Genomic DNA, 22947 nt, shown 5'->3' with positions numbered 1-22947 from the left:
TATGTCTCTTTTGGGAAAAGCCGTCGTCGCCATCTGGAACGACATCTTGCCGGAAGGCCGCGAAAACTTCATCGAATGGCATAATCGCGAGCATATTCCGGAACGCGTGGCGATCCCCGGCTTCCTGCGCGGACGCCGCTATGTCGCCGAACAGGGCACGCCGGAATATTTCACGCTCTACGAAGCGGCGGACGCACAGGTGCTGGTTGGCCAGCCCTACCTGGAGCGGCTGAACAGCCCCACGCCCTGGACTAAAAAATCGACCGCCGACTTTCGCAACACGACGCGCGGCGTGTGCAACACCGAATACTCACATGCATGTGGTGACGGCGGCTTTATCGCCACCTTCCGGTTTGATGCCGCCGATGAGCGGAAGGCAGCGTTGCAATATGCGCTATTAGAAGCGCTGACCGAGATCGGCAAACTGAACGGCGTCAGCGGCGTGCACCTGTGCATTGCGGACAATGGCGCAAGCAGCCTTGCGACAGCAGAGCGAAAGGGTCGGCAGGTGGGCGTGCCCAACTGGATCATCCTCATCGAAGGCGGCTCCGCCCTTTCCGTAACGAACGCCAGCGACGCGTTGGCACATAAACTGTCGAAACAGGAGTTGACGGGGTCGGTGGAAAGCGGCCTTTACCGGCTCGAATTTTCGCTGGGCGAAAACGCCCTTCAGCAATCGGCAGCATAAGGAAAACAGCATGAAACTTCTCCGTTGTGGCCCATCCGGTCATGAAAGGCCGGCAGCAATCGATGCCGATGGAAATATCCGCGATCTCTCTTCCGTTATCACCGACATCACCGGTCAGACGCTTTCGCGCCGTTCTCTGGCTGACCTTGGCAAAATCGACCTCTCGTCACTTCCCATCGTGTCACCAGATGTCAGGATCGGCGCCTGTGTCGGCGCAGTCGGAAATTTCGTGGCAGTCGGCCTGAATTACAGCGACCACGCACTCGAAACCAACACGCCGATCCCGGAGGAGCCGGTGCTGTTCAACAAACACACCTCCTGCATTTCCGGGCCGAATGATCCGATCGTGCTGCTGAAGGATTCGGAAAAAACCGACTGGGAAGTGGAAATCGCCTTCGTCATCGGCGAGCCCGCCTACAATGTCAGCGAAGAGGACGCGCTTTCCGTCGTCGCCGGTTATTGCGTCTGTCACGACATTTCGGAGCGCGCCTTCCAGATCGAGCGCGGCGGCCAATGGACAAAGGGAAAAAGCGGCCCTGGCTTCGGCCCGCTCGGCCCATGGCTCGTCACCCCGGACGAAGTCGACGATGTGCAAAACCTCGGACTCTGGCTCGATGTCAACGGCCAGCGCATGCAGACCGGACAGACCGCGAAGATGATCTTTCCTATCGCCACTCTCGTCTCCTATATCAGCCGTTTCATGCGCCTCATGCCAGGTGACGTGGTTACGACCGGCACACCACCGGGCGTCGGCCTTGGAATGAAGCCGCCGGTCTTCCTGAAAGCCGGAGATGTCGTCGAACTTGGCATTGATGGCCTTGGCAAGCAGCGCCAAATCGTGACAGCATTCGGCCAATAGACAGAATGAGGGATGATGACTGGAATGACGGCGATCGAAAAACTGGCCCAGGGCCTTGTGAAAGCAGGCCTGAACAGCAGCAAAATTGCGCTGGCGACAATCGAGGCGGATGGCCTCGTTCCAGAAGGCCTTGAGGAAGCCATTGCCGTTCAACGCGCTTTCGTTGAAGCTTCCGGTAAAACAGTGGGAGGCTGGAAGCTGGCGATCCGGCCGGACGGGAACGCGGTCGCTGCGCCGATGGTCGATTGTTACCGGATCGGTGACGACGCTATCGCGTCTTTTCCCGGAGTGGATATTGAAGGCATCGAGGTGGAAATCTGCTTCACCCTCGCCTCCGATATACCCGCGGCAACCGCAACCCCGCTAAGCAGGGCCGATATATTGACACATATCGACGCCGTTCACCTCGGTGTCGAGCTTCTCGGCTACCGGTTGGTGGAAAAGAACCAGGTCCCCTTCCCGCTGTTTCTGGCGGATCGCCTTGCCAATCGCGGGTTTGTTCTCGGGCCGGAAATCGACGCGGCAATCGTTGATACCTTTGCCGACAATACCGGCGATCTGCCGCATCTGACGGTGACCGAAGGCACAGATATCCGTTTCGATGCGGTGGTGAAACACCCTAATACCGATCCACTCGCCCCGCTCGTCGCTTTCGCCAATTCCAAGCTCAATAGGAATGGAACGCTGAAGCGCGGACAGATCGTCACCACCGGCAGCCTTTGTGGGGCGATAACAAGCGACCTTGCCGCCGACACCTATATCGATATGAAACCGGTCGGGGCTTTCACACTTTCATGCTCTTGATCGTCGCCTTCGGCCATCAACGCGGATAGTGCTTCCGCGTCGATGGCGATTTTGGTCGAGGCGTTGCGGACCTGCAGCGTCATATCCCGAAGAACCCCTTTCGGGCTGCTTCATATCCCGTCGGCCAATCTTCGTCCGGCGATCCTATCCGGCTTTCGTCGTCGCCGTCGTGTCCACCCGGCCCGAAAACCAGTTGGCCAGCAACGCGCCGGAGATATTGTGCCAGACGCTGAAGATGGCGCTGGGCACAGCTGCGAGAGGCGAGAAATATGCCGTCGCAAGAGCGGCACCGAGACCGGAGTTCTGCATTCCCACCTCGATGGCGATTGCCTTGCGCTTGGCGAGGGAGAGACCGGTCGCCTTCGCCGCAAAATAGCCAAGCAGATATCCAAGACCGTTATGGAGAACCACGACGGCAAATATCATCAGTCCAGACTGGGCTATCGCACCTTTCGATGCGCCGACAACCGCCGAAACAATCAGAACGATACCGATCACGCTGACAAGCGGCAACGCAGGCACAGCCGCCTTGACGACGTTCGGCAACAGCTTCTGCAAGGCGGCTCCAAGTGCCAGCGGCACCAGAACGACCTTGACGATGCTCAGGAACATTGCCCAGCCATCAACCGGCAGGAACTGGCTGGCGAACAACCACACGAGGAATGGCGTCACCAAGGGAGCAGCAAGCGTCGTCACTGACGTGCAGGCGACGGAAAGGGCGACGTCGCCCTTCGAAAGATATGTCATGACATTGGACGATGTGCCGCCCGGGCAGCAGCCAACCAGGATGACACCTGCTGCCACTTCCGGTGGCATCGGGATTAGCTGAGTCAGCAGCACCGCAAGTAACGGCATGATGAGGAACTGGCCGAGCACCCCGATGGTGACATCAACAGGGCGCCTCACGACTTCACGAAAATCGTCGACCGAAAGTGTGAGCCCCATGCCGAACATGATGATCGACAGAAGCGTAACGATCCACGGCGCAATCTGCTTGAAGGTTTCTGGAAAATAAAAGCCGAGCACGGCAAACAAGATGACCCAGACCGCAAAGGTTCTTCCCACGAAAGCCGAAACGGCTGCCAGCGATTTCATGTCTATACTCCCAAAATGAACATGAGAACCCGTCTAGTCGGCATGGTCGCTGTGTCAAGGTCACGCGGGACGGTCAGTGGTCCATGCGCGGATGAGATCAGGACGAGCCCCAACAAACATCAGTGCAAAGCGCGGACGCAGCGGGCGAAGTGCATCTTCACAACCACAGGCGGGTAGACCGCACAGGGTGTGCGTCGGGCGTAAACCGTCAAAACCTATAGGTCAGCCCGACAACAGGGCCACTCAGCCGCGAATCGAAGACGTAGCCGTCATGCGAATAATCGACATCAAGCACCTTGTAGCCGGCCGAGACAGAGAGTGTATCGGTAAAGATGTAGTTCACCGTCGCCAGGGCCGACCATGTCAGATCCGATCCTGCGCCAAATCCGCCGATGTCTACCTGACCCTGAAGTGAAAGCCGGTCCGTCACGCCAAAAAATACCCTTGCGCCGATGACTGGATCCACCCAGCCGAAGTTTTCCTTGTGGGTTGCCGACACGCTGCCGATCAATGGGTGACTGGCCGTAACCGCGACCTCGTTGGAAATATGCCAGAAGCGTGCACCCGCCAGCGCATCGAGCGTGAACCCTTTGGTATCCACGATCCGATACCCGGCCTGCAGCGTTGCCATGAATTCCTGGGTATCGACATCAGCGCTGATGGCCGCCCCCGGGGGCAGCGTCGGCAAGCCGGGAATTTGCAGGGCCGGCAACGGGCCGGTGGCCTTGCTGTCGGTCGTGTCGACATACATCAAGTCGCCGGACAGAACGAAGCGGTCGTACCGCCCCCAGATATTAACAAATCCCCCGAAGTTGAGATCATCCATGACGTCGGAAAATGATTTCTCGACGTGAAGCGTCGGCGCACGCCGGAACGGTGAAATGTTGCCGTTCAACCCGGTTGCCCACAAATAGCCCGTGACCTGAAGCGCCCAATCGGGTTGATCAACTCCCGCGGGAGTGAAACGCTGCGCATCCGCACCTAAGGCCAAGCTTGCGGAAAAAACCATAACGGTCGAAAAAATAGATAATTTAAGCAAAGGCCTACCCCCGTCCGGCACCGAAGGTAAACCGATTTGACATCCGGCAACAAGTCCGATTTTCTATCATACGCTGCAATCGCGCCGCGAGCACCGGAGGATGCACCATGCGACCGAAGACCATTCCTTTTTTGTCTGCCTGCACCGCCACCGTTTTTTCCATTGCCACGCTTGCGACATCGGTGGCCGAAGCCTGCACACGGTTCGTCTATCTGGGTGAAAACGACCAGGTCATAACTGCCCGCTCCATGGACTGGAAAACAGATGTTGGCACGAATATCTGGGTCTTTCCGCGCGGAATGGAGCGGTCTGGCGAGGCCGGGCCGAACTCGGTCAAATGGACCTCGAAATACGGCAGCGTCATTGCCTCGGGCTACGATATTTCCACCACGGATGGCATGAACGAAGCTGGCCTTGCCGCCAACGTGCTCTGGCTGGTCGAGTCGAGTTACCCGGCCTATGATGGCAAGTCTCCGGGACTTTCCATTGCGGCATGGGCGCAATATGTACTCGACAATTTCGCCACGGTCGGCGAGGCCGTCAGCGCACTCGAAAAGAACCCCTTCACGGTGGTGACGGACAGTGTGCCGGGGGAAGAACGTCTCGCAACGCTGCATCTATCGCTGTCGGATGCGAGCGGTGACAGCGCAATCGTTGAATATATCGATGGCAAACAGGTCATTCACCACAGCCGCAAATACCAGGTGATGACCAATTCACCGACTTTCGACAAACAGCTGGCCCTCAACGAATACTGGACGCAGATCGGGGGCACGGTGATGCTTCCCGGCACGAACCGGGCATCGGACCGATTTGCCCGCGCAGCATTTTACGCCAATGCAATCCCCAAAAGCGAAGACCCGGTCGAGGCAATCGCCAGCGTGTTCAGCGTCATCCGCAACGTCTCGGTGCCCTATGGCATAACCACCCCCGACCAGCCTAACATTTCTTCAACGCGCTGGCGCACGGTGATCGACCACAAGCGAAAGCTCTATTTCTTCGAATCCGCTTTGACGCCGAACATCTTCTGGATAGACATGACAAAGCTCGACGTCTCGAGAGAAACAGGCTCCGTGAAGAAACTTGACCTGGGGCCAAATCAGATCCACATTTACTCCGGCATGGCGAACGACAGGCTGAAAGACAGCAAGCCTTTCAAATTCCTCGGACTTTGAGAGTGCCGCGGCGACGGCACCGCACCCTGCCCTTACCAGCCATTCAAGCAGACGACCGTCCTGTCATCGCTGAATTCGGTGCTTGTCGAGCCTTTTACCGAAGGATAGTCGGCTAGTTTGTGAAAATCTGCCGTCTCGACGCGGGCAAATTCCGCTTCCCAGTCAGCGACATCGGTTCCAGCCGGCAGAGACAGATAACCGTCGGAAAAGATTTCAAGGCTCACAAGCGTGTCCTTGGCGATGCTAAGATCGACCGTCCCCTCTTCTATGACCGTTCCGCCATTGACCGAGGCGTATCCCAGTACGTGTCCCTGCCTGTTTGCGAATTGCGGTTGGACGCGAATTCCTCCCATCAGGAATTCCTCGACCGCTTCGATATCGCTCTCAAGGCCGCTCATGCGGGCTGCGGCAATGACAACATTCTCCGCCTCCTGCGCAGTCATGATGCCGTTTTCGACAGCGGAACGCAGGCCGGAAAAGATGGTCGCACGCGTGCGTGCCTCGGCTGCATCACCATCCCTCAAAGCGGCAAAAAGCTGTTTGAAGACAAGGATGCGCGCCGATGTACTTACCTTGTCTATAAGCTTGGCATGCTGCAGCAACCGGGAGCCGTTGATACGCACACCGGAATCGCCAGCCAGAAGCAGGCGGAAACTGTCTCCCAGGTCGGCAACAATTGCCAGGGTTGTCGACGGTGGATGGCTGGCATTGATGCGCTCGGCCTCCTGCTTCAAGATATCGCTGATGTTCTGAAAAAGCTTGGGCGTGGCAATTGTTTCCAGTGTGCCATCGAGGCCCATTTTCGCCACGGCATTTGCGGCAGCAAGTGCTGCGATACGGCCCGAGCTCAAGCCGCCGTAACTTGCACCGGTCGGGTCGGTCGCACCGTCAAAAACGGCCAGAACCCGTCCCGGTATGATCAGTGCCACATCGTCCCCGGGCGTTGCGGCGTTCTTATATTTCGATTGCGAAAAGCTCGCGATATTCATCGTCGTGTATTCCTTGCAGAGGGAGGCTGGGCAGAGGGAGGCTGGCGGCGACACGTATGTCGCCGCTCCTGCAGGCTTTTGGTGAGGGCTGGTATGGTTTCAGACGAAAGAGGCTTCTTTGTCTTCCGAGAGGCGGAACACGATGAAGACGCAAAGTCCGGTGCTGACCAGAAGGACGGTTGAAAGCGCCGCAGCCGTGCCAAACTCGCCGTCAATCACCTGAACATAGATGAGAACCGGCATGGTGATCGTTCGTGCCGTGTAGAGGATCAGCGTCGAGGACAGCTCGTTGATAGCCGTTATGAAGCTCATCAGCGAACCGATGATGAGACCGGGCAGCATCAGCGGCACCGTCACCGACACGAAGGTCTTTGCCGGCGAAGCCCCGAGATTGACCGCAGCCTCCTCGATGGACGGTTTGATCTGCCTGAGGATCGATGTCGTGGAGCGGACGCCGTAGGGCAGCCGGCGGATAAACACCAGGACGATGATGATGAGCGCCGTCCCAGTGATATCAAAGGGTGGATAGCGGAACGTCGTAACGTAGCCGATAGCCATGACAACGCCGGGAATGAGGTAAGGCACCATCAGCAGGAGATCGAGCGAGCCGGAGACCGCATTGTCGCGTCGCACCACGATGAAGGACAGCAGGCCGGAAACGATCGCAATCAGTACCACGGCAGCCAGTGCAAACGTGAAACTGTTGGCAATCGCCTGCGGTGAATCACGAAGGATACGGGCATAGCTGTCCAACCCGAAGCCGCCGGTAAAGACGGGACCGCTGGTTGCGAGGAACGAGGTGTAGATGACCGTGAGCGACGGCAGCATGGCGATGAAGACGACCAGATAGCAGAAGCCGTGCACGATGAACGACTTCAACGGGCGCATGGACTGCTTTACCGGCCTGTTGGTCAGTGAACTGGCGTAGCGGCGCTTGGCAAGAATGTGCCGCTGCAACAGAAGTGCCGCCATCGAAATTGCAATCATCACCATGGAAATCGTCACCGCCATGGTCGGCGTACCGGCCATTTCGGAGGTGTATTGCGCATAGGCGATGGTCGAAAGTGTTCTGATGCCCTTGCCGAGGATTGCCGGCGTTCCGAAGTCGGCGATGGACAGCACGAAGCAGATGATCGCGCCGGTGCTGACTGCCGGAAAGACCAGCGGCAAGGTGATCTTGCGGAAACGCTCGAACGCCGTGCAGCCGAGATTTTCCGCCGCGTCCTCATAGGACTTGTTGATGGTGTTAAGCGCGTTCTCCGTCATCAGGAAGATGTAGGGAAAGAACTTCAGGCTGAAGACCATCACGATGCCCGGGATCCCGTAGATCGTCGGCAATGAAATGCCGGCGAAGGACAAGAGATTGGTGACCGCGCCGTTGGCACCGAACAGCATAATCCAGGCATAGGCACCAATGAACGGCGGTGCGCACAGAACCAGAACCGCGAAGGTGGCAATGAAAGTGCGCCCCTTTATGCGATAACGGGAGGTGCAAAAGGCAAGCGGAATACCGAGAAGGCAGGCGCCCAGCATGCCCAGCACGCCGATCAGAAGCGTATTCCAGAGTGCGACGGTGTAAAAACGTCGCGTGAACACTTCCGCGTAGTTGCTGAGACCGAAGGCCCCGGTTTTGGCATCGAAGAAACTGATGAAGAAGACGCTGAAAATCGGCAGGATCAGGAAGATCGCCAGCAGGATGACGGCAAATACCGTCACGCTTGTCCAAAAACCTGGCAGTCGAAGGCGGAGACCGCCGGGAGTTGCAGTCGCAGTCATATCCGTCATGACAGGCGCTCCCCGGTTACGCCCTCGCCGAACAGCTTCGCATCGGCCGCGCGCCAGGAGAAAGTGGTCTTCTGGTTGGGCTGCAGTGCAATGATCTCAGGCGATGGCTTGGTGATCGCCTCGATTTCCTCGCCCGACGAGAGAACGGCTGCAACGTTCATCTCACGCCCCGTGAAACTGACCAGTCTTATGGTCACGGGCAGTTCGATGCGCTCGTCACCATCGATCGCGGCAGGACCGACAGAAATCGCCTCCGGGCGGATGGCGGCGACGATCTTCCGCTGCGGGGAAATCGCATCCGCCTGCGGCAATGCGACCTTGTGGCCGGAAATGGATGTCTGTCCGCCTGCACGGTCAAGCGTCAGGAAGTTGTTTGCGCCCACGAACGACGCGACGAAGCGGTTAGCGGGATTGTTATAGACTTCCCAGGGTGGTGCCGCCTGCTGAATGACGCCGCCATACATGACGCAAACCAGATCGGACATGGCAAGCGCCTCTTCCTGATCATGCGTGACATAGACGGTGGTGATGTTCATGGCCTGCTGGATTTCACGCAGTTCCCGGCGCAGGTCCACGCGAAGTTTGGCATCGAGGTTGGACAGCGGTTCGTCCATCAACAGCACTTTCGGGTTGATGACGAGTGCGCGTGCGAGACCCACACGCTGCTGCTGGCCGCCGGAGAGTTCGTGAGGCATACGCTTGGCATAGGGAGCGAGCTGCACGACATCGAGAATCTTGCTGACCCGTTCGCGGATCTCGGCTGAAGACGCCTTGCGCTGTTTCAGACCGAAGGCAATGTTGTCAAATACCGAAATATGCGGAAACACCGCATAATCCTGAAAGACCATGCCGACATCGCGCTTATGGGCGGGCACATGTTCGATCGCCTGTCTTTCGATGCTGATGCTGCCGCTATCCTGCTGGTGAAAACCGGCAATCGTGCGCAAAAGGGTCGTCTTGCCACAACCGCTGGGTCCAAGAAGCGTAAAAAACGATCCGGAGGGGATGGAGATGTTGATGTCGGAGAGGGCAACGACATCCCGGTAACTTTTCTTGATGCTGGTAATTTCTACGGCGGCCATGTGCTGCTCCATGACATATCCTGCGCGGCACACGACCACGGTGGACGGAACGAAAATGCTGTTGTGAAAGAGGTAAGCAGGGGACGGTTGCCTGACGCGCCGCCCCCGGCAATGTTCTTACTGGACGTCGAGCAGGATCTCGTTCCACTTTTCCATCAGACGCGAGCGGTTGTCCGCAGCCCACTTGAAGTCGTATTTCGCATCCGGAACATCGGACAGCGGAACGAGCGCCGAATTGGCAGGAACATCGGTTCTGACCGAGCGACGACCGGCTTTCACCACGACTTCCTGCGCTTCCTTGGAGACGATGAAATCGATGAAGGCCTTGCCGTTTTCGGCGTTCGGTGCACCCTTGACGAGCGCCATGCCGTCAGGCGCGATTGCCGTGCCTTCTTTCGGATAAACGATCTCTACCGGGGCGCTGCCAAGCTTGTAGCGCAGGGCGGCGTCTTCGAGCGTGATACCTACCGCCTGCTCGCCATCATTGACGAAACGCGGAACAGCGCCTGAAGAGGTAGAAAGAACGGAGTTGCCGAGAATGCCGGTATAGACCTCCCAGCCCTTCTCTTCACTATCGAAATCCTGCAAAACCGTCGCCATCTGGATATAGGCGGAGCCGGACTGATCGGCACGGGCCGAGGAAATCAGACCCTTGTATTCAGGCTTGGCAAGATCGGCCCAGGATGTCGGAACCGGCGCACCTTTCAGCGCTTCCTTGTTGACGATGAAGGCCGTAACGACTGCGGTAAAAGGAACCCAGTTGGTGCTCGGCGAAAAGGCAGGGTTGATCGATGCTGCCTCGACAGGCTTGTAAGGTTCGAAGAGGTCGGCGGAAAAGTCGATGACGGTGCCATCAACGCTCCAGATCACGTCGCCCGCCGCCTTGCCGCTTTCCGCCTTGATGCGGTTCATCAGCTCGCCGGACCCGGCTTTGACAAGCTCGACCTTGGTGCCGGTCTTCTTTTCAAACATGGGCAGCAACTCATCCATGAGCTGCTGCGGCGCTGCCGAATAGACCACGACGGTACCTTCCGCATGGGCGAAAGCCGCACTGGCAAGGAAAGTTGCGCCAGCAACAAGGCGCGCGAAAATAGTGCATGATTGACGCATAAAGGGTGCTCCGTTTTTTTGTTCCCTGACTGGCAAGGCAGTACGACATAATTTCTTATTGATTTTGCGTGTCGCTACCCGCCGTCTGCTATTTATTTTCTTTACGTAAATTAATTAGTCAAGCTGCAATTTATCTTGAATACAAAAATTGAATATCCGTCTGAAAAAACTCAACATTTGAAGACAGCCGCGCTTAATCTGCGAACCTGAAAAGTCAGGACGCTCCGGAAAACAAGGTGCACAGCCACTGAAATTGCGCTAATCATCCGACTTAACTTCTCGTGGGAGACTTGGTTGATCGACCTCGGCTACAATGAACGGCGTCTGCTCGAAATCCTGCGCGGCAAGGGAGGCATGTCGCGCATCGAACTGGCGCGCGAGATGGATGTTTCCGCACCGACCCTCACCCGCCTGACGGCCAATCTTCTGGAATCCGGCCTGATCCTGGAAGCCGAGGAAGCGCGCAGCGACGGCAAACGGGGGAAGCCATCCACTGCCATCGAGATAAATCCGAACGGACTTTTCACGCTCGGGGTCTATTTCAACCCGGACGATCTGCGTGTCTGCCTGGCCGATCTCAACGGCACGATCAGGCAGGAAATCAGGTCCGAGCTTGAGGGACACAGTTTCGAGCATATCATGGAGATGGCCGAGACGGCCGCCCGACAGGTGGTTGAAAAGGCAAAGATCAAAAAGAAGGATGTGCTTGGCTGCGGCATCAGCTTTCCAGGCCACTTCAAACGTGATCGAGGCCATGTCTTTCGCATCAAGCAATTCGAGAGCTGGCGCGACATCGACGTGGACAAGGACTTCCAGCCCTATTTCGATTTCCCGGTCTTTCACGAAAATGACGGCAATACCGTCATCCTCTCGGAGCTATATTACGGAGCGGGTCGAAGCATCCGCAATTTTGCGATGATCTGGCTGACATACGGCATAGGCGGCGCCGTTGTGGTTCAGCGCCATCTCTATCGCGGCACCAACGGCAATGCCGGCGAGTTTGGCGGCCTGTTTCCCAAATCCCATCCACGTCCCTCTGGACAGGACCTTTGCGACACGCTGGCCGCCCACGGAGTGGGCATCCGGCGTTTGAAGGATATTGATGAAAGCTATTGCGACCACCCCGCCGTGGTTGCCTGGCTGGAAAGGGCGACCGACCAGCTTCGTCTGCTGGCGCTGACGGTTGCCCGGACGATGGATCCCGGCGCCATCATTTTTGGCGGATCGCTACCCGACTGGGTTCTTGAACACATCGTCCAGCGCATCGGCTCGCTTGAAATGCTCGGCGAAGACTTTTTCGTCGAACCGCCTGAAATACGCAAATCGATGATGAGCGACCTGCCCCATCTCGGTGCCGCCAGCATACCGATCTACCGCGCCACAACGCCCAGCTATTATTCCGGCCGGGCGCTGAAGGGTTGGGCATAACCGCCAGTCGTCAGAGGCTTTTCGGTCCAGTTGCCGGTGGAAGGCGCCGGGTGTCTGGATCTCTCACCCGGCACGGGTTTTTATGGGAATTTCAGGCAAGTTCGGCCGGCACCAATTCCGCGATCTCCGGCCAGAGCGTTTCCGTCACGGCCATCAATTCAGGCGTTGCGGCGGCAACCCAGGGAATGCCGGTTTCGCCGCGCGTTCCAATCCGCACGTCAAGACCCGCCTCCCGTGCCAGGACAACGCCACCGGCAATATCCCACATGGTCGTCAGTTTTTGCAGATGGCCATCGAAGATACCGCGCGCTGCAAAAACCAGTGAAATCGAGGTCGAACGGATGGATTCCACCACCCAGCCCGCATGCCTCAAGCCGACATTGAGCGCCGCCACCTCCGCGGCATCGGCAGACGCGCTGTCACCGAGCGACATCACCTGCACTTCCTTAAATGGAACATCGCGCGCAAGCGGCTTGCCGTTCAGCAGCAACCCTGTTCCTTCGGCAGCCGAATAGATCTCCTGGAAGACTGGCATGGCGACGACCCCGATTTCCGGGACGCCGTTGCGCACGAAGCCCAGCGAGATGCCCCAGAGTGGTGAGCCGCGCAGGAAGTTTGCGGTGCCGTCGATGGGATCGATGATCCAATAGGCGTCATCTGCGATCCCGCCCATCTCCTCGCCGAGAACGGTTTCACCCGGAAATGCCGCCGCCAGCCGGTCGCGCACCAGCCTTTCAACCGCGGTATCCGCTTCCGAGACGAAGTCCTGAAAACCCTTGGTGCGGGTGGCGATGCTGCCGCGCGCTTCGAAAAAGCGAAGGGCAAGACCCATCGCCTCCTCTATGATGCCGGCTGCGCGCTCGAGGCGCTGGTTCATCGTGTCCATGACCTGCCCGTCTCGCCTGCATCAGCCTTCAACCAGCCCGTGAAGGCCTCGACTTCATCCGTCTGGATTGCACCGACGCCGACCTGCGCCAGTGCGCCCCAGACACCTTCTGCATCGGAAAGTGCGCGCGTGTCGTTGAGATCGAGGCAATGGGAAACGTCGAGCGTGTTGATCCAGAGGCGGATATTCTGACGCTCCATTTCGGCGCGGCCTTCGACCAGATCAGCGATATCGGTAAATTTTACCTCGATCATCGGCGCGCGCAACGCTTCGATGCGGCGCAGATCCTCGGCAAACTTGCCCTTTCTCACCGGAAACATCGGCATATGCGGGATTTTGCCGAACCAGTCGGTATCCAGCACATCGAAATGCGCGGCTTCAGGATCGATATCGGTTTTCACCAGAACCTGATCCGCGACGCCGAGGCGCAGTACGGTTTCCATGACCTGAGGCAGGTCACGGGTGAACTTGGTATCGATATTGACGGTGATTTTGCCACGCGCCTCTTCCAGCAATTCTTCCAGCGTCGGTACGCATTCCTCCGTCACATCGGCTGCATCGCCGCCAGCACCTGCCTTGAGCCGAGCGGAACGGACGACATCAAAGGCCAGTTCGCTCACTGTCCCCCGCCCCGTCGTCGTGCGGTCGAGCGTCTCGTCGTGAATGACGACCAGCCGGCCATCCGCCGTCGCCTGCGTGTCGATCTCGATCATCTCCACACCGGCAGCGACCGCTGCGCGAACCGAAGCCAGCGAATTTTCAGCGGTCGCGGTCCAGAACCCACGATGGGCGATGGTGAGGATCGCGGGATTGTCGCGCGAGCAGAGGGCGAGAACGTTGCACGGATTGGAGACTTTTAGTTGGGCTGCAAGGGTTTGAGGCATTTTTTTCACTTTCGGATGTTGCGTTTACCGGAGTTGGGTTGCCCGGATCAGATTTTCCCCATGCCCGCCGCCATCAGGTCGTCACGCAGAATGCGGCCGGCGATGATGAAAACGACGAGTGCGGGAAGAAGCAGGATAAAGGAGACGATGGAGGCGAGCGGGATCTGCATCGAATAGGGGTCGAGATACATGTAGAGCTTGATCGGCAGCGTCTGCACGACAGGCGCACCGACGATGAAGGACTTGTCAAATTCCTCGAAGCTGCCGATGAAGGACATCAGGCCACCGGCCAGAAGGCCGGGCACCGCAAGCGGCAGGATGATGTGGATGACAATGCCGGCCGTTCCCGCGCCGAGCGAACGGGCGGCATGGATCAGGTCGTCGGGAATGGTTTCGAGCGTCGCCGTCATCAGCCGTATCATCAGCGGCAGCGTGCCGACGATCTGCACAAGGATGACCCCGATGACCGAATAAGCGAGACCGAAAAGAAGAAACACCTGGCCGATGCCGACAGCGACGACCAGCCCCGGAATGATGATGGGGGCCAGAATGAAGATCTCCACCAGCCGTTTCAGCCGGAAAGGAAAACGGGCCATGGCCCAAGCGGTCGGCAGGGCGATCGCGGCCGTCGAGAAAGTCACGACGATGGCGATGAGGATGCTGTTGACGGCGGCCTGGATGAGGCTTGCATCGCCAAGAATGCCCGCCCAGCGCGTGGTGGTGTAATCCTTCGGCACCACCAGAGGCGGCGTCCATCCATCGGCAATGCTCCACAGGAACATCAGCGCCAGAGGCACGGCGATAGCGAGCGCCAGCGCGGTAAAGAGCCCGATGGAGACGAAAATCCGGTCGTCCGGCGTGAAGGTGCGGCGACTTGTCATGGTGACGGGATCGAGGGCAATGGCGCTCATTATGCGTCTCCTCGGGTTTGGCCGGGGCCGATGCGGGATGTCAGGGAGTAATACAGAAGCAGGACGGAGACCGCGAAGAGGCTCAGCACCATGCCCATGGCATAGACCTGATTGAATCGCCCCTGATTGAACTCCGTGACCATGAGAACCGAAAGCGGCCGGGCAGTGGGCGGACCGACAATATCGGGAATGGCGTAGGAGCCCATGGAGCCGATGAAGGTAAGGAGGATGGCGGCGGTGATGCCGGGCATCGCGAGCGGAACTTCGACGAACAGAAAGGTCTTCAGCCTCGAGGCGCCGAGCGTGCGCGACGCGTAACGGATGTCCTCCGGAATGGCGGCAAAGGCACTGGTGATGATCAGCGTCATGAAGGGTATCTGCTTCCAGACACTGGCGAGAATGACGCCAATGCCCCAGTCGTCACGCACGAGTTTGGGCAATTCAAGCCCGAGCGGCGCGACCAGCCGGTCGAGAAAACCGCCCCTTTCGAAAACGACGATCACCATCAGGCCGACGATGATGCCCGGCACCGCCATCGGCAGCTTGTAAAGGCCGCTGAACAGCTTGCGGCCGAGAAAGCTCTTGCGGATCAGAAGCGCCAGCGGCACCGAAGCCGCAAGCGACACCATCACCGGCATGACACCGTAATAGATGGACGTCGTCAGGCCGCGGATCATCGAGGGACGTGTGAAAATCCGCTCGTAGAACATCAGCGTGAAGCTGCCATCGTCCTGCCTGAAGCTGCCGATCAGTGCCGAAAGCAGCGGACCGCCGAAGAAGATCAGCAAATAACCCACCCCCGGCGCAAGCAGGACCAGCAGCTGGGCGCGCCTGTCGCGAAGCACCCCGCGCATCACGCCGCCTCCCCTGCCTGCCCGTCATCGAGCAGATGCACCGATCCGGGAAAACGCAAGGCGACCCTGCGTCCCGCATCGATAAGATTTTCCGCACCGGACTGGCTGATCTTGATCTGGTGGCTGCCGATTTCGACCGTATAAAGCGCATTGGCGCCCATGAAGGAAACGGCAGAGACCGTGCCGGCACCCGCCTCGTCGGCGCTGATGTGGATGTTTTCCGGACGAACCGAAATCTGTGCGGAGCCGGCAGCAGTCGCATCCAGCGTTACGGACTGCTCCCAGGGCAATTGCGCCTGCCTACCCTCAGCCAAAACCGGCAAAAGGTTGGTCTGCCCCAGAAAACCGGCAGTAAAGGCGTGTTTGGGCGCACGGTAAAGTTCGAGCGGCGTTCCCACTTCGACGACGCGGCCGGCATTCATCACCACGATCCGGTCCGACATCGCCATGGCCTCGGCCTGATCATGCGTCACATAAAGGCTGGTCGCGCCGATCCGGCGGTGAAGTTCAGTCAGTTCATGACGCAGCGTGTCGCGGAGCTTGGCGTCGAGGTTCGAGAGCGGCTCATCGAACAGCAACAGGCTTGGCTGCATGACAATGGCGCGCGCCAGCGCAACGCGCTGCTGCTGCCCGCCGGACAGTTGCCGCGGCATGCGGTCCACCAGGCCGGCAAGATTACAGATTTCAAGCGCATGGGCGATGCGGCGCGCGCGCTCGTCCTTCGGGACCTTCTTCATCTTCAGGCCGAAGCCAAGGTTTTTGGCAACCGACATATGCGGGAAAAGCGCATAGGACTGGAATACCATGGCGATGTCGCGCGCTTCCGGCGGCGCCTGATCGATACGCTTGCCGCCCAGCCGGATTTCGCCTCCCGAAGGCTGGCTGATGCCGGTGAGGATGCGCAAAAGCGTGGACTTGCCGCAGCCCGAGGGGCCGAGAATGGTGACGAATTCGCCCCGCTCGACAGTGATCGACACGGGATGAAGCGCCCGGCTCAAACCGTAATCCTTGCTGATATTGCTGATCTCGAGTTCACTCATGGCGAGGCTCCCTCATGGTTGCGACCAAGGCTCCCGGACCGTTTGGCGGTTTCCAGCCCCACGGTCCGGTCGATCCGGGCAGGTGTTACTGGTTGAGCACTTTTTCATCGAGCGCTTCGGCAAGGGCCGTCGACATGTCCCAGAACGCCGGAACCGACAGGCGGGGATAAACGCTTTGCGGCAGAACATGCTCCTGTACGGCTTTGGGCATCAGGTCGTTGGTGACATCCGCCCGCGGAGAGCGCGAAGCCTTGTTCTCCAGCTTCCAGAGCTGGAACTCCTTGCTCATCGCCATATCGATGAGAAGGAGCGCGGATGCGACGTTCTTGGCATTTGCCGGCACGAAAATGGCATCGCCCGAGCCGACCTGGCCTTTTTCCAGCAGCGTGACGCGGAAGCTTTCCGGCAGCTGCTTGGTGCCGAGGAAGCTCATGACCTGGTCTTCCCAGACGGTGCCCATGTAGAGCTGCTGGTTGTTGATCAGGTTGAGCGTGTCGGCGTTGCCGTTTGTCAGTTCAGCCACGGCAAGAAGACGACGGTAATAATCCCAGACCGGCGTAAGGCACTCGGACGTCATTGCCCAGTCTTCGGCCTGCTGCAGCGTCTGATTATAGTCGGTAAGCTGCTTGCGGCAGTCGCCGGTGAGATAATTGAGCGCCACCGAATAGATGAAGCCGCCGCCGGAGCCGCCCTTGGCTGGCAGGGTGACTCCAAGGCGCTTCGGGTTCTTTTCAGCCCAGACGAGAAGATCGTCGAAGCTGTTCGGCACGTCTTCGGCTTTCACGAAGGCGGAATCGTAACCGAGGGCGGTCTGGTTGAGATGCACCAGAGGGAAACTGCCGCCATGCGCCTTGCCGAAAACGGTCTCGGCCAGTTCCGGATTGTAATTGGCCATGTTGGGCAAGATCTTCGTCAGCGGAATATTGCCGACGACGCCCTTGGAAGACAAAAGCGGATAACCGCCACCGCCAGCGAAATAGGCGTCGACGGGTGAATCCTGCCCAGCCGCCTGCACGGCGATGAGCTGCTGGTTCGCCTGATCACCCTTTACGTCGCTATAGGTAACCTTGATGCCATATTTGGCCTCGAACCGGGTGATCAGTTCTTTCCACGTATCCGCGAAACTGCCGGCAAAATTGTACATCGTCACCGTGCCTTCCGCTTTGGCAGCGGGAACGACGATGTCATAGAAATTTTCGCGCGTGACCTTCGACAGATCGAAGTCGAGGTTCTTCATGTTGGTGTCCGCCGCAAGGCAAGGCGCTACCGTCGTCGCCAGCGCAAGCGCGGCGATCGCAATAAATTTCATGCTCATTGAATGGTTCCTCCTGGGGATCCGTTATTGACCGGCCTCTTATTATTACACTCTAAGTGTATTATTTGTGACAGTCCAGTGAAAAATGCCGTCCCCGGTGCGCGGCCCGAGTTGCGAAGGCCTTGTGCAGCCGCTATCCAAGGCCATGACAACAGATAAGACACCGCGACAGACCTTCGACCGCCAGCCGCTTGCCAGCGAGAATGAGCGCCTCATTCTCGATATAGTGCGCCGCCACGGCCCCATTGCCCGTGCAACAATCACCGGTCACACGAACCTGACGCAGCAATCCGTGCATCGGTTGATCGAAGGCCTGCTGGAACGCGGCCTTTTGCGTACCGGCGCACCGCTTAAAGGAACGCGTGGCCAGCCGAGCCCGACCATTGAACTGGTGCCTGAGGCGGCCTATTCGCTCGGAATTTCCATCAACACTGACTCCGTGGTGATCTGCATCGCCGATTTCCGTTGCATGGTGGTTGTCGAAGAAAAATTGCGGATGCTTCCCAGCGATCGCGAAATGACGCTTGCCGCATTGTCGCTCGCTCTGGAACGGTTGCTGGCGGACCACGGCATCCCGCGCGAACGCCTGCTCGGCCTCGGCTTTTCAATGTCGGGATTTTTCGTGTCGGAAGATCGGGCGTTCAACGCGCCGGAACCATTGCGCGACTGGTCGCTGATGGACCTGAAACCGATCCTTGAAGAGAAATTCCGTCTGCCAGTCTGGCTGGAAAACAACGCAACCACCGGCGCGATCGGCGAAAGCCTTCGCGGCGTGGGACTGTGGTGCCAGACCTTCGCCTATCTATCCTTCAACTATGGCTTCGGCGGCGGCCTCATTCTGGGAGGTCAGCCTTTCTACGGTTTTCACGGCAATGCCGGTGAATTCAGCGGCATCTTCAACCCGGATGAAGCCGACAGGCGGCCGGCGCTGCAATATCTGATCGCGACGCTGCAGAAACACGGGAGCGAGATAGATTCGATCGAAGCGCTCTATCAGCATTTTGACCCTGCCTGGCCGGGCGTCGAGGAATGGCTTGAGCGGACCATGCCGCAGGTGGACCGGCTGGTGGCGAGCCTGATTGCGGTTCTCGATCCACAGGCGATCGTCTTTGGTGGACAATTGCCGCGCGCACTCGGCCGGATGATGATCGAACGTGTACACATGCCCTCGCAACGCGAACACCGTTACGGCATCGGGCCGCAGGAAGCAAAACTGGTGCTCAGCGAGACAGAAGGAGATTCCTCGGCACTCGGAGCCACCCTGCTGCCGCTCAGGGTCCGTTATTTCCTGTAACCGGGCCGGCCGGGCGCGGCGATTAAACCGCGCCCGCGAAACCTTGGCCTCGCAGCCTATTCGACCACCACGGACAGCGCCGAGCCGGTATAAACCGGCCGCACCTTCACATTGCCCGCGTCGATCGCAGCGAAGGTGCCAGTCAGGCCGTCTGCGGCGAAGACGTTGAAGCGCGTGCCGGCAGCGGGTGCGGCGCCATCGAAGTCGAGCCGCAGGGTTGCACCATCAAGCGTCGCGTTGCCCTTGACCCGCAGCGGAGCCTTTTGCGGATCAAGCGCCAGCGTGCCGCCCGTCTGGGCATAATCGCCGCCAATGACGATGTCACTGTCGCCGTTCAGCAACAGCGTTCCGCCGGAGACAAGCACGCCGCCTGTACCAAGCGCATTGGCGGAGGATGCCACAAGCGTTCCGTCCTGCAAGACGGTGCCGCCGCTATAGCTGTTGGCGCCGGTGAGCGTGAGCGCGCCACTGCCGGATTTGACGAGACGCCCTGCCCCGGCAATATCGTTCGTCCAGCGGTCAGCCGCATTGAACCCGCCGGCTGCAGCATCCATTGTCACGTCGACATCGCCGTTAAAGGCACCATAACCGGCAGCGGCGGCCACCAGATTGATCCGGCCCCAGCCATTGCTGTCGTCAAGCAGCGGATAACCGGCCTCGATACCGGTGGAGAACAGGACTGCGCGGCGTTGCGCGGCATCGAGATAAGGCAGGCGTGTCTCCAGCAGAACCTCGGCACCCTTCGGCACCACCATGGGCGCATCGCCAACGGTTTTGTCGCGGCTGAAGGACATGGTCATACGCCGGCGATAATCAGCCTCGTTGGTCGCGGCATCCGCAAAAGGGTCTACATCCGGTTTCGCGCTATGGGCAAAGTCGATCAGGGACTGTCCCGCTGGTAAGCGTTTGGCAAAATAGGCCTGCAATTCATCATGCGCGGCCTTCTTGAGATCGGCGTTTTTCGGATCCTGCAGAATAGCGGCAGCTATCGCGGTGGCCGTAATGCGGCCGCCGATCACGTCGACTGGCGAATGCATCCCTGCAACGATACGGCTTTCGCCAAGCTCGGAAGCGGCAGTCAGCAATTCGGAAAACCGCTCCGGCACAACGTAGGCATAAGTGATGGCGGCGAGATAGGCGGCATTGGTGTGACCGCTCGGAAAGCCGCCATCCTTGCCGCGTCCACGGTTCTCGCGCGCATATTTGAGCGCGGGCACAATGACGCCGGGATCGGTTTCGTAAGTTTCAAACTTGCGGTCGCCGATGGTCTCGGTGCCTGTCTCTATCACCTCGCCCTTGGCATTCATGCGCCATGGGCGCGGCGTGGAATAGAAATATTTCGCTGGCGACGTCGTGCCTTCCGGGCCACGCATTACCTTCATGAGGGCCACGACATCCTTCAACTCGGAATCGGCCGCTCCAGCCTCGGTGCCCTTGTCCTCTTCCTTGCGCGTGATGACCTCGTTCGGATCGAAATCCGCCAGGGTGTGGTTGATGGTCGTCGTCGCGCCCGCGCCTTCGCGATACCACGGAGCAAGCGGCCCCATGCCGTCGATCATGCTGTAACCCTGCGAGCGGCGGTCTTTCATATAGGCGTTCAAGGCCGCGGCGGGGGTGCGGTTCTCACCGGTTACGGAAAGCACGTAACGCATGTTTTCCTGCCACACAGCGGGATTGACGGCCCTCACATGGCTGAAATCGGCAGGACCGTCGCCATTGGCGCCGCCATCCGCCCATTCTTCATCGCCCAGCGTCCAGATGCGATTAAAACCCGAGAGGATTTCGATGACGGGATTGTCGCGGTCGTCATAGGCACGGACGTCTTCGCCCTTGGCATTCTTGCCAGTCTGGTTGCGATAGGTGTCGGAAAGCGGCAACGGATATCTTGCTGCGGGTTCGGGTACCGTAATGGCATAACCCTGACCTGCGGGTTGAGTGCGCTCGAATGCCTGTGCGTTCGGGACAAGAACCAGCAATGCGACGGAGGCAAGCAAGGCCGACCGCACGAACGGAAAAGACGACATCTTCAGTTTAGCCATGACGAATCCTATGATTTCAGCGGATGACGCGTGACGAAGCGCGCACGCAGCTTCCGGCGCGCCTCGCCGTCAGCTTTTATGCCGGGCGTATTGCAGTTTTTTTTCGACTTGCTGATTAAGTCAGATCGCATATGCCACAACAGCCGGCGAACAAGCGGCGAAGTATGCCCGGAGCATAACTCCGGGCAGATCGAGAGCATCGTTATTTCGTGATGAAAGAACGGGCGCTCATCATTTCTTGACCGCAACGGCCTCATTGATCTTGGCGACATCGTCTTCCAGGACCTTGTAGGTCTGGTCGAGCGTCAGTTCGCCGACGATGAGCTGGCTCATGCGCTGGACGATCTGCTGATACATGGCAGTGCCACCCTTGGCGTGCTCGAATTCGCGGGCGGCCTGCGGCACATTCTTCTTGTTGTCCAGAAAGACCTTCATCGCCGCCTTGGCGTTTTCGCTCTTCAGCTTGTATTGCGGATCGACGATTTCGGCGCCCGTCAGGATCACGTAATTTTCGGCGATTTCCCGCTGCACCTTTTCAGAGCCGAGAAATTCGACGAAATGGGCGACGTCTTCGGGATATTTGGTGCGCTTGAAGCCGACAATCGCCGTGCCGCCGGGCATGGCATAGCAACCGGCATCGCCGCAGGGGGCGTTGATCGCGGTCCATTCGAAGCTGTCACCGATCTTGTTCTGGAACGGATTGACCATCCAGTTGCCTGCCAGATAGGTCACGACATTGCCGTTGACGAATTCATCGCCCATGTTCTTGTATTGCGAGCCACCCGCAGCACCCCACATTTCCTTTGGGAAGCTGCCGTTCTGCGTCCATGAGTAGATGTCGGAGATGTATTTTTTCGCCGCGTCGTCGGGGAAGCTGAACTTGCCGTCCTTCACATAGGTCGCACCATAAGCGAAGGCGCCGCCGGAGAAGCGGTGGCCGGAGCGGTCCATGGTGAAGGGAATCTGCACGCCGGTCGACTTGGCGACGCGGGCGGACGCCTCGACAATCTCGCTTAATTTCGCGGTCGGGCCGGGCAAGGGTTCACCCGCCTGCTCGAACAGCGTCTTGTTGACGAAGGGCAGGTTCAGCGTCTGCGAGGCCATGTAACCGTTGATCGACTGCGGATCGTTGACACCAGGCAGACGAAGCTGGGCAAGGCTCGAGCCGTGCAGTTTGGCAAAGCCATCCGCATCCTTCATGTAGGGGCGCATGTCGAGATAGTAGGAAGCGAGCTGCCAGTCGGTGATCTTGGCAACATCCGGCCCCTCGCCCACCGCAAGCTGTACTGGCAGCTGCTTGGAAACGGCATCATAACCGGAAGACACGAAGTTGATCTTCACGCCCGGATTGGCCGCCTCGAACTCCTTGCTGAGTTCAGACATGCGCTGCACATAACCCTGGTCGTCATCCGTAAAAAGGAACGTGATCGTTCTTGTCTCGGCCTCTGCGACCGAAAGGCCGGCGATAGAGGCCAATACGAGGGCGCTGACGCCCGAAAACAGTTTCAGCATGCTCATCCTCCCAATGAAAAACTTTTCACAAATCGAATTGAAGCTCCTCGTCTTAATTCGATTTCGCTTGTTTTGCGACTTGACAGAATAAACGTCAAGCTGTTTGTTTCCGCTAAATCGCACAAATCGACGCAACAAAGCGAAAATAGATTTGTGAA

Annotated in this window: 20 protein-coding genes; 6 read left to right on the top strand and 14 right to left on the bottom strand. The window is 58.6% G+C overall.

Features of this window, described 5'->3' with window-relative positions; translation table 11 throughout:
- Position 1: 1 nt before the first annotated feature.
- Genes AC1DCP_RS13680 through AC1DCP_RS13670 form a run of 3 tightly spaced genes read left to right on the top strand, consistent with a single transcriptional unit; the run spans position 2 to position 2351 of the window.
- Positions 2 to 688 carry a DUF4286 family protein gene (locus AC1DCP_RS13680; protein WP_013761191.1) on the top strand — a complete coding sequence of 229 codons (687 nt, stop codon included), beginning with the start codon at positions 2 to 4 and terminating at the stop codon, positions 686 to 688.
- Positions 689 to 698: 10 nt separating this feature from the next.
- Positions 699 to 1547, top strand: coding sequence for a fumarylacetoacetate hydrolase family protein (locus tag AC1DCP_RS13675; RefSeq protein WP_476774329.1), 849 nt, complete (start codon positions 699 to 701; stop codon positions 1545 to 1547).
- Positions 1548 to 1571: 24 nt separating this feature from the next.
- Complete coding sequence (locus tag AC1DCP_RS13670) at positions 1572 to 2351, top strand: 2-keto-4-pentenoate hydratase (protein ID WP_476774328.1); 780 nt, start codon at positions 1572 to 1574, stop codon at positions 2349 to 2351.
- 144 nt (positions 2352 to 2495) lie between these two features.
- Here the strand turns inward: AC1DCP_RS13670 and AC1DCP_RS13665 are convergent, their stop codons facing one another.
- The gene (locus AC1DCP_RS13665) at positions 2496 to 3446 is read right to left on the bottom strand and encodes a bile acid:sodium symporter family protein (protein ID WP_174047724.1); all 951 of its coding nucleotides are present in this window, start codon (positions 3444 to 3446) and stop codon (positions 2496 to 2498) included.
- Positions 3447 to 3654: 208 nt separating this feature from the next.
- Positions 3655 to 4455, bottom strand: a complete 801-nt coding sequence (locus AC1DCP_RS13660; protein ID WP_476774327.1) for a hypothetical protein — start codon at positions 4453 to 4455, stop codon at positions 3655 to 3657.
- Between the two features lie 137 nt (positions 4456 to 4592).
- On the opposite strand from AC1DCP_RS13660, the gene AC1DCP_RS13655 reads away from it, so the two are divergent.
- A complete protein-coding gene (locus tag AC1DCP_RS13655; RefSeq protein ID WP_476774326.1) occupies positions 4593 to 5660 on the top strand; it encodes a linear amide C-N hydrolase in 1068 nt (355 codons plus the stop codon).
- A gap of 32 nt (positions 5661 to 5692) precedes the next feature.
- On the opposite strand, the gene AC1DCP_RS13650 is transcribed toward AC1DCP_RS13655, so the two are convergent.
- The 4 genes from AC1DCP_RS13650 to AC1DCP_RS13635 all read right to left on the bottom strand — a co-directional run bounded on the left by AC1DCP_RS13650 (position 5693) and on the right by AC1DCP_RS13635 (position 10626).
- Positions 5693 to 6649 carry a hypothetical protein gene (locus AC1DCP_RS13650; RefSeq protein ID WP_476774325.1) on the bottom strand — a complete coding sequence of 319 codons (957 nt, stop codon included), beginning with the start codon at positions 6647 to 6649 and terminating at the stop codon, positions 5693 to 5695.
- A gap of 99 nt (positions 6650 to 6748) precedes the next feature.
- Positions 6749 to 8434, bottom strand: a complete 1686-nt coding sequence (locus AC1DCP_RS13645; RefSeq protein ID WP_476774324.1) for an ABC transporter permease — start codon at positions 8432 to 8434, stop codon at positions 6749 to 6751.
- On the bottom strand, positions 8431 to 9516 hold the full coding sequence (locus AC1DCP_RS13640; protein ID WP_111784062.1) for an ABC transporter ATP-binding protein: 1086 nt from the start codon (positions 9514 to 9516) through the stop codon (positions 8431 to 8433). Before AC1DCP_RS13640 ends, AC1DCP_RS13645 begins: the two co-directional genes overlap by 4 nt.
- 117 nt (positions 9517 to 9633) lie before the next feature.
- Positions 9634 to 10626 (bottom strand): ABC transporter substrate-binding protein, encoded by a 993-nt coding sequence (locus AC1DCP_RS13635; RefSeq protein ID WP_013762397.1) that lies wholly within the window; start codon positions 10624 to 10626, stop codon positions 9634 to 9636.
- Between the two features lie 294 nt (positions 10627 to 10920).
- Between AC1DCP_RS13635 and AC1DCP_RS13630 the strand changes: the two genes are divergently transcribed.
- Positions 10921 to 12054: an ROK family transcriptional regulator gene (locus AC1DCP_RS13630; protein ID WP_004431088.1), complete on the top strand. Its 1134-nt coding sequence runs from the start codon at positions 10921 to 10923 to the stop codon at positions 12052 to 12054.
- A 91-nt stretch (positions 12055 to 12145) separates the two neighbouring features.
- On the opposite strand, the gene AC1DCP_RS13625 is transcribed toward AC1DCP_RS13630, so the two are convergent.
- From AC1DCP_RS13625 to AC1DCP_RS13600, 6 genes are all read right to left on the bottom strand, one after another.
- The gene (locus AC1DCP_RS13625; protein ID WP_019567023.1) at positions 12146 to 12940 is read right to left on the bottom strand and encodes an inositol monophosphatase family protein; all 795 of its coding nucleotides are present in this window, start codon (positions 12938 to 12940) and stop codon (positions 12146 to 12148) included.
- Entirely contained in the window at positions 12928 to 13824 is an 897-nt protein-coding gene (locus tag AC1DCP_RS13620) for a glycerophosphodiester phosphodiesterase family protein (RefSeq protein ID WP_112154183.1), read from the bottom strand. The genes AC1DCP_RS13625 and AC1DCP_RS13620 overlap by 13 nt, the downstream gene beginning before the upstream one ends.
- A 47-nt stretch (positions 13825 to 13871) precedes the next feature.
- A complete protein-coding gene (locus AC1DCP_RS13615) occupies positions 13872 to 14735 on the bottom strand; it encodes an ABC transporter permease (RefSeq protein ID WP_476774323.1) in 864 nt (287 codons plus the stop codon).
- A complete protein-coding gene (locus AC1DCP_RS13610) occupies positions 14735 to 15589 on the bottom strand; it encodes an ABC transporter permease (protein WP_060642645.1) in 855 nt (284 codons plus the stop codon). The genes AC1DCP_RS13615 and AC1DCP_RS13610 overlap by 1 nt, the downstream gene beginning before the upstream one ends.
- Positions 15589 to 16629, bottom strand: a complete 1041-nt coding sequence (locus AC1DCP_RS13605) for an ABC transporter ATP-binding protein (RefSeq protein WP_112200631.1) — start codon at positions 16627 to 16629, stop codon at positions 15589 to 15591. The genes AC1DCP_RS13610 and AC1DCP_RS13605 overlap by 1 nt, the downstream gene beginning before the upstream one ends.
- 85 nt (positions 16630 to 16714) lie before the next feature.
- Positions 16715 to 17944, bottom strand: a complete 1230-nt coding sequence (locus AC1DCP_RS13600; protein WP_013762391.1) for an ABC transporter substrate-binding protein — start codon at positions 17942 to 17944, stop codon at positions 16715 to 16717.
- A gap of 145 nt (positions 17945 to 18089) precedes the next feature.
- On the opposite strand from AC1DCP_RS13600, the gene AC1DCP_RS13595 reads away from it, so the two are divergent.
- On the top strand, positions 18090 to 19238 hold the full coding sequence (locus AC1DCP_RS13595) for an ROK family transcriptional regulator (protein ID WP_060642789.1): 1149 nt from the start codon (positions 18090 to 18092) through the stop codon (positions 19236 to 19238).
- A 56-nt stretch (positions 19239 to 19294) separates the two neighbouring features.
- On the opposite strand, the gene AC1DCP_RS13590 is transcribed toward AC1DCP_RS13595, so the two are convergent.
- Both AC1DCP_RS13590 and AC1DCP_RS13585 read right to left on the bottom strand, forming a co-directional pair.
- Complete coding sequence (locus tag AC1DCP_RS13590) at positions 19295 to 21277, bottom strand: phosphatase PAP2 family protein (protein ID WP_476774322.1); 1983 nt, start codon at positions 21275 to 21277, stop codon at positions 19295 to 19297.
- Positions 21278 to 21508: 231 nt separating this feature from the next.
- A complete protein-coding gene (locus tag AC1DCP_RS13585; protein ID WP_004431072.1) occupies positions 21509 to 22789 on the bottom strand; it encodes an ABC transporter substrate-binding protein in 1281 nt (426 codons plus the stop codon).
- Between the last annotated feature and the right edge of the window lie 158 nt (positions 22790 to 22947).

This window comes from Agrobacterium sp. 10T429, from assembly GCF_056393925.1.
The sequence above is the reverse complement of the archived record's forward strand: the minus strand, read 5'-3'. Positions and strand labels throughout refer to the sequence as shown.